This window comes from Natrononativus sp. DTA114 (assembly GCF_059736515.1).
On the sequence record NZ_JCASSN010000001.1, the window covers coordinates 893,622 to 908,563 of the forward strand.

13 protein-coding genes are annotated in these 14,942 nt (G+C 65.9%); 9 read left to right on the forward strand and 4 right to left on the reverse strand.

Annotation, left to right across the window (positions count from 1 at the left end; all coding sequences use genetic code 11):
- Positions 1-50 precede the first annotated feature (50 nt).
- Both glpK and AC6I6S_RS04740 read left to right on the forward strand, forming a co-directional pair.
- A complete protein-coding gene (gene glpK, locus AC6I6S_RS04735) occupies positions 51-1,595 on the forward strand; it encodes a glycerol kinase GlpK (protein ID WP_497948581.1) in 1,545 nt (514 codons plus the stop codon).
- A 76-nt stretch (positions 1,596-1,671) separates the two neighbouring features.
- The gene (locus AC6I6S_RS04740) at positions 1,672-2,358 is read left to right on the forward strand and encodes an HAD-IIB family hydrolase (RefSeq protein ID WP_497948582.1); all 687 of its coding nucleotides are present in this window, start codon (positions 1,672-1,674) and stop codon (positions 2,356-2,358) included.
- A gap of 32 nt (positions 2,359-2,390) precedes the next feature.
- On the opposite strand, the gene AC6I6S_RS04745 is transcribed toward AC6I6S_RS04740, so the two are convergent.
- On the reverse strand, positions 2,391-4,181 hold the full coding sequence (locus tag AC6I6S_RS04745; protein WP_497948583.1) for a hypothetical protein: 1,791 nt from the start codon (positions 4,179-4,181) through the stop codon (positions 2,391-2,393).
- Between the two features lie 171 nt (positions 4,182-4,352).
- Between AC6I6S_RS04745 and twy1 the strand changes: the two genes are divergently transcribed.
- From twy1 to AC6I6S_RS04765, 4 genes are all read left to right on the forward strand, one after another.
- Positions 4,353-5,345: a 4-demethylwyosine synthase TYW1 gene (gene twy1, locus AC6I6S_RS04750; RefSeq protein WP_497948584.1), complete on the forward strand. Its 993-nt coding sequence runs from the start codon at positions 4,353-4,355 to the stop codon at positions 5,343-5,345.
- 184 nt (positions 5,346-5,529) lie between these two features.
- Positions 5,530-6,234, forward strand: coding sequence for a DUF120 domain-containing protein (locus tag AC6I6S_RS04755; protein ID WP_497948585.1), 705 nt, complete (start codon positions 5,530-5,532; stop codon positions 6,232-6,234).
- The gene (gene ribB, locus AC6I6S_RS04760; protein ID WP_497948586.1) at positions 6,234-6,926 is read left to right on the forward strand and encodes a 3,4-dihydroxy-2-butanone-4-phosphate synthase; all 693 of its coding nucleotides are present in this window, start codon (positions 6,234-6,236) and stop codon (positions 6,924-6,926) included. The genes AC6I6S_RS04755 and ribB overlap by 1 nt, the downstream gene beginning before the upstream one ends.
- 55 nt (positions 6,927-6,981) lie before the next feature.
- Entirely contained in the window at positions 6,982-7,911 is a 930-nt protein-coding gene (locus AC6I6S_RS04765; protein WP_497948587.1) for a branched-chain amino acid transaminase, read from the forward strand.
- Positions 7,912-8,260: 349 nt separating this feature from the next.
- Here AC6I6S_RS04765 and AC6I6S_RS04770 read toward each other — a convergent pair whose 3' ends face one another.
- The gene (locus AC6I6S_RS04770) at positions 8,261-8,959 is read right to left on the reverse strand and encodes a DUF502 domain-containing protein (protein ID WP_497948588.1); all 699 of its coding nucleotides are present in this window, start codon (positions 8,957-8,959) and stop codon (positions 8,261-8,263) included.
- A 39-nt stretch (positions 8,960-8,998) separates the two neighbouring features.
- Positions 8,999-9,841, reverse strand: coding sequence for a proline dehydrogenase family protein (locus AC6I6S_RS04775; RefSeq protein WP_497948589.1), 843 nt, complete (start codon positions 9,839-9,841; stop codon positions 8,999-9,001).
- A 257-nt stretch (positions 9,842-10,098) separates the two neighbouring features.
- On the opposite strand from AC6I6S_RS04775, the gene AC6I6S_RS04780 reads away from it, so the two are divergent.
- Positions 10,099-11,460, forward strand: coding sequence for an aminotransferase class III-fold pyridoxal phosphate-dependent enzyme (locus AC6I6S_RS04780; protein ID WP_497948590.1), 1,362 nt, complete (start codon positions 10,099-10,101; stop codon positions 11,458-11,460).
- Between the two features lie 163 nt (positions 11,461-11,623).
- Here the strand turns inward: AC6I6S_RS04780 and AC6I6S_RS04785 are convergent, their stop codons facing one another.
- Positions 11,624-12,922 (reverse strand): amidohydrolase, encoded by a 1,299-nt coding sequence (locus AC6I6S_RS04785; RefSeq protein WP_497948591.1) that lies wholly within the window; start codon positions 12,920-12,922, stop codon positions 11,624-11,626.
- Between the two features lie 168 nt (positions 12,923-13,090).
- On the opposite strand from AC6I6S_RS04785, the gene AC6I6S_RS04790 reads away from it, so the two are divergent.
- Together AC6I6S_RS04790 and AC6I6S_RS04795 are read left to right on the forward strand one after the other, a co-directional pair.
- Positions 13,091-14,062: a D-2-hydroxyacid dehydrogenase gene (locus tag AC6I6S_RS04790; RefSeq protein WP_497949299.1), complete on the forward strand. Its 972-nt coding sequence runs from the start codon at positions 13,091-13,093 to the stop codon at positions 14,060-14,062.
- 78 nt (positions 14,063-14,140) lie between these two features.
- Positions 14,141-14,938, forward strand: a complete 798-nt coding sequence (locus AC6I6S_RS04795; protein WP_497948592.1) for an alpha/beta fold hydrolase — start codon at positions 14,141-14,143, stop codon at positions 14,936-14,938.
- Positions 14,939-14,942: the final 4 nt, after the last annotated feature.

Here is a 14,942-nt window from a genome sequence, read left to right on the forward strand (position 1 = left end):
CTATGCGACGCCAGTACCACCGGCGCTAAACGGACCAGGAGTGATCATCAGTGACGAACAACACATACGTCGGCGCAGTTGACCAGGGGACGACGGGCACGCGATTCATGGTTTTCGACCACGGCGGCCAGGTCGTCGCGAACGCCTACGAGAAACACGAACAGATCTATCCGGAGCCGGGCTGGGTCGAACACGATCCCGTGGAGATCTGGGAGAACACGAAACGGGTCATCACGACCGCACTCGATCGGGCGGGGATCAGTCCGGAGCAGCTAGCTGCCATCGGGGTCACGAACCAGCGGGAGACGACGGTGCTGTGGGACGCGGACACGGGCAAACCGGTCCACAACGCCATCGTCTGGCAGGATCGTCGGACGACCGATCGGGTCGAGGAGCTCGAAGAGAACGGCATGGTCGAGACCATCCGCGAGAAGACGGGGCTCGAGGCCGACGCCTACTTCTCGGCGACGAAAGCCGAGTGGCTGCTCGAGAACGCCGACCCGATCAAACTCGAGCGATCCCGCCCTGAGGACGTCCGCGGGAGAGCCGAGAAGGGCGAGGTGCTGTTCGGGACGATCGACTCCTGGCTGATCTACAACCTCACCGGCGCCCACGTCACCGAGGTGACGAACGCCTCGCGGACGATGCTGTACGACATCCACGACCTCGAGTGGGACGACGCCCTCCTCGAGGAGTTCGGCGTTCCGGAAGCGATGCTGCCCGAGGTCCGACCCTCGAGCGACGACGACACCTACGGCGCGACGGATCCGGACGGCTTCCTCGACGCGGAGATCCCGGTCGCGGGCGCGCTCGGCGATCAGCAGGCCGCCCTGTTCGGCCAGACCTGCTTCGATGCCGGCGACGCCAAAAACACCTACGGCACCGGGAGCTTCTTCCTGATGAACACCGGCGGAGAGGCAGTCGAGAGCGAACACGGGCTGTTGACGACGATCGGGTTCCAGCGCTCGGGCGAACCGGTGCAGTACGCCCTCGAGGGGTCGATCTTCATCACCGGGGCGGCGATCGAGTGGCTCGAGGACATGACGCTGATCGACGATCCCACGGAGACGGCCGAACTCGCCCGGAGCGTCGACACCACCGACGGGGTGTACGTCGTTCCCGCCTTCACGGGACTGGGCGCACCCCACTGGGACCAGCGCGCCCGCGGCACGATCGTCGGGATGACCCGGGGCACCCGCCGAGAGCACGTCGTCCGGGCGACCCTCGAATCCATCGCCTACCAGACCCGCGACGTCGCCGAGGCGATGGAGGCTGACTCGGGGATCGAGATGACCTCGCTGAAGGTCGACGGCGGCGCGGTCAAGAACAACTTCCTCTGTCAGCTCCAGTCGGACATCATCGGCTCGGAGATCGTTCGACCGGTCGTCGACGAGACGACGGCGCTCGGCTCGGCGTACGCGGCCGGCCTGGCCGTCGGCTACTGGACCGACCTCGAGGAACTGCGCACCAACTGGCAGGTCGACCGCGAGTTCGAGCCACAGCTAGCGCAGTCGGCGGCCGACGAGAAGTACGATCGCTGGATGGACGCCCTCGAGTGCGCTCGCGGCTGGGCGACCGACGGCACCGAGCGGTGAAACCGGCATCGAGACGTCGACGAGGGGGTCGATCGGAGAACCAACGTCTTTAGCGCCGGGCCCCCAACCCCGGGTAATGACCGCAGATCCGCCGCTCGTCCTCGACATCGACGGCACCCTCACGCGCACCGAGGGGTGGGGAATCGATCCCCGAATCTTCGAGCCGTTGCTCGACTGGGAGGCCCCGATCGTGATCGCTACGGGCAAAGCTTTTCCGTACCCGATCGCGCTCTGCCATCTCGTCGGTATTCCCGAACTCGTCGTCGCCGAAAACGGTGGCGTCGTCTACACCGGCAACGGCGTCCACTTCACGGCCGACCGCGCCGCCGCCCAGGCCGTCGCCGAGGAGTACCGTGCCGCGGGGTACGACCTCGGCTGGGGTCCCGAAGACACCGTCAACCGGTGGCGGGAGACCGAACTCGCCGTCTCCCGCGAGCGCCCGCTCGAGCCCCTCGAAGCGATCGCCGCCGATCACGGTCTCGAGGTCGTCGACACCGGCTACGCCTACCACGTCAAGGACAGGGCGCCGAACAAAGGAGACGGCGTTCGCACCATCGCCGACCACGTCGGCTTCGACCCAGCCGACGCCGTCGCCGTCGGCGACTCGATCAACGACGTCTCGACGTTTTCGGTCGCTGGCCGATCGTTCGCGGTGGCGAACGCCGACGAGGCCGCCCGCGAGGCCGCGGACGAAGTCCTCGAAGCGGCCCACGCCGACGGAACGCTGGCGGCGCTCGAGCAGGTTCGAAGACGGCAGGTGTAATGGAGTGGGGTGGAGACCCCGAGTCGACTGGATTATCCCAGCAGGTCGTTCGTCGAGACTCCCGAGTCGATCCAGTCGCGAACGGAGACGTTGTCTGCCCGGAGACCGATCGTCTGAATCGTCTGCGGGTCGCAGCCGCTCGAGAGTCCGATTCCGGCCGATCGGCTGCCGTTTCCGCGGAGCCGACAGCCGAACAGGTCGATATCCGTCGAATCGAGGTTGACGGCACAGCCGCCGTTTGCCACGGTGATTGAACAGCGATCGAGGCGGACGTCGGGTTCGGAGATATAGACGCCCTCTCGAAGTTCATCGGGCTCACTGATCCGGAACTCACAGTCCCGAAGCGTCACGTTCTCCCGGCGGATGTGTACGGAGAAACCGCGATCGCCGTCGTAGCGCGTGTCGTCGTGGACGGTGACGTTCTCGAGAATCACCGGCTCGAGCGCCTCGTTGTTGCCCTGGCTGATGCGGATCGCGTTCGCGTCGGCGTCGGGACCGAGCGTGACGGTCGCGTTGCAGATCCGACCGCCGTCCGCTCTCCTGTTGACGCGGATGGCGTCGTTCGCAGCACCCGATGCGTCGATCGTCACGTTCTCGGCGAGCGGCGCCCCCTCGTTGAGCCAGAGGCCACAGCCGGGGTAGTCGACGTCGATGCCGTTCTCGAGGATGATACGGCAGTCGCGAGCGACGTCGCCGGCACCGAGTCGGATGTTACCTCCGCCGTTGTTCTTGGCCGTACAGCCCCGGAGCAGGGACTTCCCGGGCGAGTTCGAGACGTAAAACCCGTTGTCGACGAAGCCTTCGACGTAACAGCCCTCGAAGACGTTGATTCCCTCATGGGGTGGGTCCGCGCTGAAGGGAATCGCGTGACCCACCGAATCGGAGTTCGTCTCCCGATCGCCGTCGGGGAGCGAGACGTTGCGGATCGTCCCTACTCCCGTCTCCTCCGTGATGTTGACGAGCACCGTAAATCGGTGGCCACCGTTCGGCCCCTGCCGGTGTCGTTCTCCGCGGAGCGTGAGGTTCTCGAGGATCGCCCGGTCGTCGACGTTGACCCTGGCGACTCCGGCGTCACGGTCTGCGTCCCCGCTGATGTCGACCGTGAAGTTACGCAGCGTTGCCCGACCCGCGCCACCGCGGCCCGAGCCGAGGTTGAACGCGATATCGACGTCGTCGGACTCGATTTCGAGGGTCGCGTCAGGCGCACCGACGACGCCGACGTGGTCGAAGCCGGTGAGCGCGAACGTGGTGTTCCAGGAGTACCGTCCCCCTGGCAGGACGAACGTGTGATCGACCGTCTCCTGTCTCTCGAGATACGAGAGCATCTCTGCAGCCAGGTCACCCTCGTGGTCGATCGTCGGCTCGGCGACGACGTCGATCCGATTGTGGCCGGCCACCGAGAGGTTGTCGACGACCGCTCCCTCGAGCACCCGGAGCGGTCCGGGTTCGGGCGTTCCTGGCGCGTCGGCTCGCGCACCCTTGATCGGCGCCTGGAACTCGACCGGCCCGGGGCTGTCTTCTTCCCCCTCGAACGCCCGCAGGAAGTGCGTTCCCGCCGCCGTGTCGTACAGCTGTGCGTGGCCGCCCCCCGTCCCGGAGGTACAGAAACTCGCGTAGTCGCTCGAGGGCCAGAAGTTGTCACCGTTGATCAGGTCGTTGCCGGCCAGATCGAGATCGTCCTCGAGGGTGATGGATTCGCCGCTGTCGCTCGCTCCGACGCCGCCGGTACTGAGCAGACCCGCACCTGCCAGCCCCGCCAAGGCAAGCGCGCCCCGGCGCGTCACGCCGTCCGAGGCTCCACTATCAGTTGAATCGTTCGTCATCAACAGTCAATCGGATAGTCATCTCTGTAATAGTTTACAGCAATATGTACATTCTTTATATTCGATTCAAATTTTCGTATCATCTGGATGGACCGGTTGGGGGGAGGGGCCTACGAGTGAGCGGGTGCACACCACACGCCTTTTGTCCGCGCCTCCCCAATCGATCGCAGTATGAGCGATTCCGCCGACGGAACGGACGGGGACGGCGGGCCGATGCAGGTCTCGAGTCCGAACTACCACAGCGAGAACCACACGGCCGCCCAGACCTGCGGCTGGACCGCGAACGCCCTGCGCGGCGAGGGGAAGTGTTACAAGAACATCTACTACGGCATCGAGTCGCACCGGTGTATCCAGATGACGCCGGTGGTGCGGTGCAACGAGCGCTGCGTCTTCTGCTGGCGCGATCACAACGGCCACGCCTACGAGATGGACGATGTCGAGTGGGACGACCCCGAAGCGGTCGTCGACGCCTCGATCACGCTCCAGAAGAAGTTGCTCTCGGGTTTCGGCGGCAACGACGAGGTCCCCCGCGAGGTGTTCGAGGAGTCGATGGAACCGCGCCACGTCGCGATCAGCCTCGACGGCGAACCGTCGCTGTACCCCTACCTGCCGGAGCTCATCGAGGCGTTCCACGACCGGGACATCACGACCTTCCTCGTCTCCAACGGCACCCGGCCGGAGGTGATTCGGGAGTGTGACCCCACGCAACTCTACATCAGCGTCGACGCGCCCGAACGCCACACGTTCGACCAGGTCGTCAAGGCGATGGAGGACGACGCCTGGGAGAAGTTAGTGGAGACGATGGACGTCCTCGCCGAGAAAGAGGAGACGCGAACCGTCCTCCGGACGACGCTCGTCAAGGGCGAGAACATGCGCAACCCCGACTGGTACGCTGCCTTTTACGAACGCGCAGACCCCGATTTCATCGAACTCAAGGCGTACATGCACGTCGGCCACTCCCGCGGCCGTCTCGACCGCTCGTCGATGCCCGACCACGAGGAGGTCGTCGCCTTCACCGAGGAGATCGGGGAGTACATGCCCGACTTTACGGAACTCAAGGAGGTACCCGCCTCTCGAGTCGCGCTGCTGTCGAAAACGACGGATACCTGGGTTCCGAAGCTCAAGAAAGACAGCGAGTTCTGGGAGCGCGACGCCCACACGTGAGGCCTCACCTCTCGCCCGCCGACCCCGCGCTGTCCATAGCTGCCAACCCCACCGGAACCGCCAGGTTTTAGCCCCGACTCCTCGAGGTGTGAGTACCGATCCCGGGCGAGCCGCACCCCATCACACTTCTGGAACGCATGCCACATTCGGTATGCTTTTACGTCGAGACGGCAAACTCCAGTGTATGTCACTGACAGCGGCGTCCGCCGTCGGCCACGACGAACTGGCCGTCCTGCGGCTGCTCGCGCTCGAGGGCGGCCTCGAGGGCGACGTCAAGATCTCCTGTGCGGAACTCGCATCTCGTCTCGACGCGTCGAACCAGACCGCCTCGCGTCGCCTCCAGCGCCTCGAGAGCGCCGGACTGCTCGAGCGCGATACGGTGAGCGACGGCCAGTGGGTCGCGATCACCGACGACGGCGAGGGGGCGCTCCGGGCCGAGTACGAGGAGTACCGTCGCATCTTCGAGACGGGCGCGGAAATCGAACTCGAGGGCACCGTCACCGGCGGCATGGGCGAGGGTCGTCACTACATCTCGCTGCCGGGCTACAGCCGCCAGTTCCGAGAGCGCCTCGAGTACGAGCCGTTTCCGGGAACGCTCAACGTCGAACTCCGAGAGGACAGCGTTCGCCGCCGGAACGCGATGAGTTCGCTGGAACCGATCCCGATCGACGGCTGGGAGGACGACGAGCGCACCTACGGTCCGGCCGTCTGTTACCCCGCGACGGTCGAGACGGCCGACGGCGACGTCTACGAAGAGGCCCACACCATCGCCCCCGAGCGCACCCACCACGACGACGACCAGCTCGAACTGATCGCCCCCGAGAAACTCCGCGAGGCGCTCGCGCTCGCCGACGACGACCACGTCACGGTCTACGTGGGTGATCACTGATGGCGGGACCGTCCACCGCGGGTGCGGGACCGAGTGCGGACGTCACGCCGGACACCGTCGATCAGGCGCTCGAGGCGTTGCGCGTCGGCGACCCGGTGCTCGTCCACGACGCTGCCGACCGCGAGGGCGAGACGGACCTGATCTATCACGCCGACGCCGTCACCCCCGAGGCCGTCTCGCGGATGCGAAACGACGCGGGCGGACTGATCTGCGTCGCGTTCGACGACGACACCGCCGAAGCGTTCGACCTCCCCTTCTACGAAGAGGCGGTCGACCACCCCGCGACCGCCGACCACGACCTCGGCTACGACGACCGTTCGTCGTTCTCACTCACCGTCAACCACTGCGACACCTACACCGGCATTACGGACAACGACCGCTCGCTGACGATCCGCAAGCTCGGCGAGGCGGCGGCCAAACCCGACGAGACCACGTTCGCCGAGGAGTTTCGCGTCCCCGGCCACGTCTACCTCCTCAGGGCCGCCCCCCAGCTACTCGCCGAACGCGAGGGTCACACTGAACTCGGTCTTGCACTGGCCGCCGCAGCCGACCTCCCGCCCGCGGTCGTCGTCTGCGAGATGCTCGACGACGAAACCGGCGGCGCCCGCTCGCCGGCCGACGCGCGGGCGTACGCCAGTCGCCACGACCTGCCGTACCTCGAGGGCAGCGACGTGCTCGACAGACTGGGCTGACGCGTTTTCGAGAGAATCGCGAACGTTCATTACAGTGGCTTTCCTCTCCCCCTCTATGAGCTTCGAGGAGATGGACGTCGACACGATCTGGATGGACGGCGAGTACGTCGACTGGGACGACGCGCAGGTCCACGTGCTCACCCACGGCCTCCACTACGGCACCGGCGTCTTCGAGGGCGCCCGCTGTTACGAGACCGAGGACGGCCCCGCACTGTTCCGGTGGGAGGAACACGTCGAACGGCTCTACGACTCGTGTAAACCGTACGAGATGGAGATCGACCACGAGCCCGCAGAGCTCACCGAGGCGACGAAGGAACTCATCACCCGACAGGATCTCGCCTCCTGTTACATCCGCCCGCTGGTCTTCTACGGCTACGAGAGCCTCGGGGTGAGTCCCGGCGACTGTCCAACCCGTACTATGATCGCCGTCTGGCCATGGGGCGCCTACCTCGGCGAGGAGGCCTTAGAGAACGGTATCGACGTGATGGTCTCCTCCTGGCGCAAGCACTCCTCGAGCCAGATCCCCACCAACGCGAAAACCACCGGCCTCTACGTCAACAGCCTGCTGGCCGGCGAGGAGGCCCGCCGCAACGGCTGCGCCGAAGCCATCGTGTTGAACAAGGAGGGTAACGTCGCCGAAGGTCCCGGCGAGAACATCTTTCTCGTGCGCGACGGCGAGATCTTCACCCCCGGCCTCTCGGAGTCCATCCTCGACGGCATCACCCGCGACTCCGTGATCGAGATCGCCCGCGATCTGGGCTACACGGTTCACGACAACGTCTCGATCTCTCGAGGCGAACTCAACACCGCCGACGAACTGTTCTTCACCGGTTCCGCCGCCGAGGTCACCCCGATCCGCAAGGTCGACAACGTCGTCGTCGGCGAGGGCACCCGCGGCCCCGTTACCGAGGAGATCCAGTCCCGGTTCTTCGACGTCGTCGAGCGGCGCACCGACGACTACGACGAGTGGTTTACATACGTATAGACAACCCACCTTTTGCGCTGCGGGCTGGCTTCGCCCACCCTCCCTCGGGCCACACACGCGACGTGTCCGTCGAGACGTGCTCCCGGCCACAACTCTCTGTATAGAGATCCGAGCGGCTCCGGCCGAAAGCGCGGTCGTCGCTCCTGCGGCGACCGCGCGACCCGGGGAAGGGCAGGCTGTTCACAGGTTTGTACCGCGAGCAGCCGAAGGCTGCGAGCGGGCTGACGACTGATGTAAGCGAGTGGAACGAGCGAACGGAAGGAGGAGTGCTTTTGATCGACCATTTGCGCTGCGGTCTGCTCTGCTGGTGGCTTCGCCACACAGCAGAGCGTCCCTCGGCAAACGGTCGTTAGTCGTCGTCGGCCTTTCGTTCGTCACTCGTCAGTCGTTCGTCGACCACGTCGATAGAGATGCCCGCGTCCATTCGATTCCGGTCGGCATCGCCGAAGCCGGCGCTGAGCACACGGGTGAGGGCGTCTTCGACGTTCTCGTCGAGTTCGGTGATCCGCTCGGGTTCGACCTCGATGACGAACCCGGTGGTGATGTTGGGTGAGGTCGGTAAAAACAGCACTTCGCGGCCGTCGTCTGTTGTCTTCCCCGTCTTGAACGCGGTCATCCGAAGCCCGTTCCAGGTCTGGAGTTTGACCGGCTTCTGTAGCGATTCCTGTTCCCCGAACGCCGTCTCCGCCGCCATCTTCGAGGCGTTGTAGACGACCCGCAGCCCGGGGACCCGGTTCGCGACGTCGTCGACGACGCGTTCGACCAGCCCGCCCACGGTCGTTCGCATCAGATACCCCACCGAGAGCGTCAGGATGATCAGGACGGTCAGCGCGACGATGACGCGAAGGAACTGTGCGACCTCCTCGCGCGTTTGTTCGGCTTGCTCGCTGGTGCCCGCGATCAGCGGCTCGAGCGCTTCGGCGTCCAGAATCAGCCCCGGTGTCATCCCCGCGACGAGCCCGTAGATCCAGTAGATGATGTAGAGAGTGACCAGGATCGGACCGAGAACGACGAGTCCGCTCGCAAAGTCACGCTTCCACGAGGTCATGTGACCAGTCTCACACCACGGGGATATGAGCCCTTCCCTTTAGCGACCGACGATCGCACGTAGCGCGAACCAGAGGTTCTCCTTGCGCTCCATCACCCGCCGGTAGAAGTACGACTTCCAGCGCCCGCCGTAGGGGACGTACTGCCACATCTCGTACTCCGCGGCCAGCTCGTTCTGGGCGTCCTCGCGAACGCCCATCAGCATCTGGATCTCGAAATCGTGGCCGTGCTCTTCGTGGAGCGAGATCGCGTAGTCGATCATCTCGGGATCGTGGCTGCCGATCCCGATTCCCGCCGCGTCGTCGAAGTTCTCGAAGGCGTACTCGAGCAGTTCCCTGTACGCGCGGTTGACCTCCGATTTGTCCTTGTACGCGATCGCCGCGGGTTCGTCGTAGGCACCCTTGACGAAGCGGATCTTGCCGGGCACGTCCGCGAGCCGTTCGACGTCCTCACGGGTGCGCTTCAGGTTCGCCTGAATGCAGACGCCGACGCCCCCCTCGTGTTCGCGGGCGAACTCCTCGTAGGCGTCGAGGGTCGCGTCCGTCGTCGTGTGATCTTCCATGTCGATCCAGACGAAGACGCCGTGATCGGCCGCCTCGGCGACGATCTCCGCGAGAATCTCCCGGAAGACGCCTTCGCCGAGATCGAGCCCGATCTGGGAGGGTTTGACCGAGATACAGGCGTCGAGATTCGAGCCCGCGATGTCCGCGACGAGACTCCGGTACTCCGCGGCGTCGGCCTCGGCGGCCGTGCGGTCGTCGTAGTGCTCGCCCAGCAGGTTGATGATCGCCTTGACGTCTCTATCGTTCAGTTTACGTACGTGCTCGAGGGCTTCGGCCGGCGACTCCCCGGCGACGAACCGACTCGCGATCGGCGGTATCATAGCCACTAGTTGGCCTGCATATTATAAGGCAGTTGGTGGTTGCCGACGACCGTCGCCCCGGTTTCACCCGCCGATCCAGCGTCACACGATACCAGGGCGGCGTCGGTGGCGTTCGGGCGGGCGGCCGGAACCGATCTCTGTAGACGGTGCCGCTGACCGCTGTTGGACATCCCAACTCGTCTCGGGAAGCGTCACCGATACTGGACACACGGTTTTCCTGTAACAATGTTTAATGGACGGATACACGTGATCCGTGTATGGATCGGACGTCTGCCGAGCCGGCGGTGGAGGCGTTTCCCGGACCGAACGCGACGCGGTGGATCGAGTTCCACGGGAGGAACGCCGCCCCGAGCGAGTACTCCCACGAGTTCGTCTGGGACGTGACCGGCGAGGCTGACGGCCCGTTCGTCACCGACGTCGACGGCAACGTCCTGCTCGACTTCACCTGCCATATCGGTGCGGCACCGCTCGGCTACAACAACGAGAAGATCCTCGAGCCGCTCCGGGAGTTCGACCTCGTCGAGCCGATGAAGATCGCCGGACAGGATATGTACGCCGGCGCTGGCGCGACTCCCGGGGAGGCGGCCGTACCGGGCTCGAGTCACCTGCTGGAGAAACTGGTCGCGGTCTCGAGTCGGTACGGGATGGACACCGTCTTCCTCTCGAACTCCGGCGCAGAGGCGATCGAGAACGCGATGAAGATCACCCACGACCACCGGGCGCCCGCGACGTACGGGGTCGCCTTTTTAGGAAGCTTTCACGGCCGCACCACCGGTGCCCTTTCGGTAACGAAGTCGAAGGCGGTGTACACCCGCCACTATCCTCAGGTTGGCGGAATCGAGACGGTTCCCTTCTGTGCGGACCGGGGATGTGACGCCGACAGCTGTGACTGTGGATTCTTCTCGAGCGACGGCTCGCTCCTTCGGAACTCGCTGTCCCCGGAAGGCGGCTACCTCGATCCCGAGGAGGTCGCGTTTCTCGTGCTCGAGCCGATCCAGGGCGTCGGCGGCTACCGCTTCCCCAGCGAGGCGTTCATGCAGGCGGTCGCGGACGTCACCGACGAGTACGAGATCCCCCTCGTCGTCGACGAGATTCAGACGGGGGTCGGCCGCACCGGCGAGATCTGGGCCTCGGATCACTATCCGATCGAACCCGACGTGATCGTCAGCGCGAAGGCCCTGCGGGTGGGCGCGACGATCTCACGTTCGGAGATCTTCCCCACTGAAAAGAACCGCCTGGGCTCGACTTTCGGCGGGGGCGACCTCCTGGGGTCGACGATGGGCGCGCTCACGCTCGAGGCCATCGAGGACTACGACCTGCTCGCAAACGCCACTCGGCGGGGGACGCAGGCCAAAGAGCTGCTTCGCGACGACGCGCCGGCGTCCGTCGAGGATGTTCGTGGTAAAGGGCTGCTGCTCGCCGTCGAGTTCGACACCGCAGATCGGCGGGACGCCGTCGTCACCGAATCGTTGAAACGCGGGCTGCTCACCCTCGGCTGCGGGACGAAGACGATCCGGCTGCTGCCGCCGCTGGACTCGAGCGAGCGCGAGATCGATCTCGGAATCGGGATCTTCTGCGAGGCGATCGAGGCCGTCGGGACGGGCGCAACTGCCGCCTGAGCCACGACCAGTCCCGCCCGGTGTACTTTTGGGACCGTCGCTGCGATCCCGGAGCCGTCACCGAACTCGAGGTCAGCGACGTTCGGCTTCGCAGCTCGTAACCGTCACTCTCGGCCGGTTCTGCAGGTGATCGCAAGTTCGCTCCTCCTCGAGGCCGCTCCATTCATTCGTCCGTGCCACCCCGCGGGACGGGGTGCCGACGCTCGAGTTCCCGAATCGTCTCGACGAGCACGTCCACCCCGTGCTCGAGACTCGCCTCGTCGACGTCGAACGTCGGGGTGTGGTGGCCCGTCGGGTGATCGGTGCCGACGATCAGGTAGGCCGCGAGCCCGCCCTCCTCTTGAATGCGCTCCATCAGATAGGTCGCGTCCTCGCTCGCGCCGAAATCGGCCGTCGGAAGCACTCGCTCGATGCCCTCGAGGTCGCTCGCGACCCCGCCGACGAGCGCCCGCAGTTCGGGATCGCTGTCCGCTCGCGGGGACTCGCTAACGACCTCGACGTCGGCACGACAGCCGTGGATCGTCGCCGCTCCCGTCACGGTCCGCTCGAGGCGGGCCTTCACGTACTCCATCAGCTCGGTCGTCTCGCCCCTGACCTCGGCCTCCATGCGGGCACGTTCGGCGATCACGTTGCTCGTCGTTCCCGCTTCCGCCCTGCCGACGTTCACCCGCGTCATTCCGTCGCTGTGACGGGGGATGCCGTAGGCGTTCTCGATCGCCGTCCCCATCGCGTGCATCGCGTTGTCGCCGCGCTCGGGTGACTGGCCAGCGTGGGCGGCGGTGCCCTCGATGGTGACCTCGAGGTGGCTCATCGCGAGCGGTTTCTCGATCCCCGCGACGACCTCGCCAGTCGGATGATCGAGGCCGACGTGGACCGCGAGCAGATAGTCCAGGCCGGCGGCGAACTCGCTTCTCGCCATCGGACGGCCGCCGCCGCCGACCTCCTCGGCGGGCTGGAAAAAGACGACCAGTCGGCCCGCGAAATCACTCGACGCGATAGCCTCGAGGGTTGCCAGCCCCCAGGTCATGTGAACGTCGTGGCCGCAGGCGTGCATCGTTCCCTCGATCTCCGAGCGAAACTCCTCGGCCGCGGGAACGTGATCCCCGTCGGTCGACTCCTCGACGAACAGTCCGTCGATGTCGACGCGCAGGCCGATCACGGGACCGTCGCCGCGCTCGAGGACGGCGATCGCACCGGTGGCGCCGCCGGCCATCCGCTCGAGCAGGGCCGGATCGGCCCCGCGCTCGCGGGCGCGCTCGAGCCACGGCTCGAGGTCGTCAGGGACTGCCATTCGATCCGCGGGATCGTACGCTTCCGGGCCGACGGCGAGGTCGTCGACTCCGATCGCCCGGATCTCCTCGACGAGGCGAGCGGTCGTGGCGAACTCGCGCCAGGCGGGTTCGGGGTGGCGGTGGAGGCTCCGTCTGAGGGGAACGAGGCGATCCCGTCTCGGTACGGTCATGCGAGAGACTGACGCACCCGACCGGCTTAGTTGTGCACAACCGCCGGCGGTCGACGACACAAAGGGATAAGAAAGTTGGCGACGATTCGACGCTATCGCCCCAGCCCCACCGTTCCAGCGGGGTGGACGATCGGTGGCGAGAAACGCGTCTTCGACGCGGGAATCTACATGAACACGCATCCGGACGTCGTCGTCCTCCGCGAGGGGACGGAAGGGTTATCGATGGAATCGTACGCCGACGCGCTCCGCGAGCGGCTCCCTGAGTACGCCGTCGCGTTCGCGCAAACGCCGGACGCGGAGCGCGAACTCGTTTCGCGAGCGCGAGTCGCGACCGGAAAAACGATCGAGGTCGACCTGCTCGAGGGCGCCGATCGACTCGAACTGTTCGCGTGTACGTTCGCCGGCACCGACCACGTGCCGGTGGACGCGCTGGCCGATCGCGGCGTCGCCGTGACGAACGCGGGTGGCATCCACGCTCCCGGCATCGCCGAACAGTCGATCGCGAACATGCTCGTCTTCGCGCGGAACCTCCACGAGGGGTGGCGGCGCAAGCGCAACGGCGAGTGGCGTCACTTCCAGTCCTCGGAGTTCGCCGGGAGCACCGTCACGATCGTCGGCCTCGGATCGATCGGACGGGCGGTAGCGACGCGACTCGAGGGCTTTGCCGTCGAGACGATCGGCATCCGCTACACGCCCGAGAAGGGCGGGCCGACCGACGAGGTGCTCGGGTTCGAGACCGACGACGTTCACGACGCCTTCTCGCGCAGCGACTACGTGGTGCTCGCCTGCCCGCTCACGGAGCTGACGCGGGGACTCGTCGACGAGGCGGCGCTGGCGACGCTACCGCCGACCGCCGTGGTCGTCAACGCGGCCCGCGGCGGGATCGTCGACACCGACGCGCTGGTTTCGGCGCTGCAGTACAACGGGATCCGAGGCGCCGCCCTCGACGTCACCGACCCAGAACCCCTGCCGGGCGACCACCCGCTGTGGGATCTCGAGAACTGCCTCATCACGCCCCACACGGGCGGCTACACGCCGAAACACTGGGATCGACTCGCAGACATCGTCGCCCACAACCTCGCGGCGCTCGAGGAGGGCGGCGACCTCGAGAACGCCGTCTTCCGGCCGGACACGTGCTGAGACGTCCGTCGTTCCGCCTGGCACAATCCCGTCTCCGCCCGGCACGATTATGATCGCAGGCGGCGTACGTTCGTCGTTATGCCGATCGGAGAGTGCAACGGCGCTGATCTCTACTACGAGGAGCGCGGAACGGGGGCGCCGATCGTCTTCCTCCACGGGATACGGGCGGGGCTCAGGTTCTTCGAACCGCAGCTAACCGGACTCTCGGCGGAGTACCGAACGCTGGCGTTCGACTTCAGGGGTCACGGCCGATCGGAGAAGACCGACCTGGGCCACACCCTTCCACAGTACGCTCGCGACCTGCGCGCGTTTCTCGAGCGACTCGACCTCGAGGACGTCGTCCTCGTCGGGTGGTCGATGGGCGCGCTCGTCTCCTGGGAGTACGTCGCCCAGTTCGGAACCGACCGGCTTCGCGCGCTGGTCGACGTCGACATGGAGCCGTCGCCGTTTCGCCGCGAGGGCTACGAGTACGGAACGTACGACGTCGAGGGACTCAGTGAGACGCTCGTCGAGATCCAGACGGAGCCGTTCGCCCTCCTCGAGCGATCGATCGAGCCGTTGCTCAAGGAGCCGCCGTCTCGGGAACTGCGAACGATGATGATCGACGAGTGTTCCCGAACGCCGCCGCCGATACACGGGTCGTTGCTCCTGGAGTTGCGACGCGACTACCGCGACGTGCTCCCCGAGGTCGACGTCCCGACGCTGGTGTGTGCCGGCACCGACGAGAAGTGGCGACTAACGGCAGCCGTCGAGTACGCCGCGACGCTCCTCCCGGACGCGCGCTTCGAACGCTTCGAGGAAAGCGGCCACTGCATCACCGTCGAGGAGCCGGACCGGTTCAACGAGGTGGTAGGTGAGTTCGTCGCGTCGCTGTGACGCG

What these genes read in the sequence shown, in the direction of transcription:
- AC6I6S_RS04740 (WP_497948582.1), top strand. Translation starts at nt 1,672, where the DNA reads ATGACCGCAGATCCGCCGCTCGTCCTCGACATCGACGGCACCCTCACG.
- AC6I6S_RS04745 (WP_497948583.1), bottom strand. Translation starts at nt 4,181, where the DNA reads ATGACGAACGATTCAACTGATAGTGGAGCCTCGGACGGCGTGACGCGC.
- twy1 (WP_497948584.1), top strand. Translation starts at nt 4,353, where the DNA reads ATGAGCGATTCCGCCGACGGAACGGACGGGGACGGCGGGCCGATGCAG.
- AC6I6S_RS04755 (WP_497948585.1), top strand. Translation starts at nt 5,530, where the DNA reads ATGTCACTGACAGCGGCGTCCGCCGTCGGCCACGACGAACTGGCCGTC.
- ribB (WP_497948586.1), top strand. Translation starts at nt 6,234, where the DNA reads ATGGCGGGACCGTCCACCGCGGGTGCGGGACCGAGTGCGGACGTCACG.
- AC6I6S_RS04765 (WP_497948587.1), top strand. Translation starts at nt 6,982, where the DNA reads ATGAGCTTCGAGGAGATGGACGTCGACACGATCTGGATGGACGGCGAG.
- AC6I6S_RS04770 (WP_497948588.1), bottom strand. Translation starts at nt 8,959, where the DNA reads ATGACCTCGTGGAAGCGTGACTTTGCGAGCGGACTCGTCGTTCTCGGT.
- AC6I6S_RS04775 (WP_497948589.1), bottom strand. Translation starts at nt 9,841, where the DNA reads ATGATACCGCCGATCGCGAGTCGGTTCGTCGCCGGGGAGTCGCCGGCC.
- AC6I6S_RS04780 (WP_497948590.1), top strand. Translation starts at nt 10,099, where the DNA reads ATGGATCGGACGTCTGCCGAGCCGGCGGTGGAGGCGTTTCCCGGACCG.
- AC6I6S_RS04785 (WP_497948591.1), bottom strand. Translation starts at nt 12,922, where the DNA reads ATGACCGTACCGAGACGGGATCGCCTCGTTCCCCTCAGACGGAGCCTC.
- AC6I6S_RS04790 (WP_497949299.1), top strand. Translation starts at nt 13,091, where the DNA reads ATGAACACGCATCCGGACGTCGTCGTCCTCCGCGAGGGGACGGAAGGG.
- AC6I6S_RS04795 (WP_497948592.1), top strand. Translation starts at nt 14,141, where the DNA reads ATGCCGATCGGAGAGTGCAACGGCGCTGATCTCTACTACGAGGAGCGC.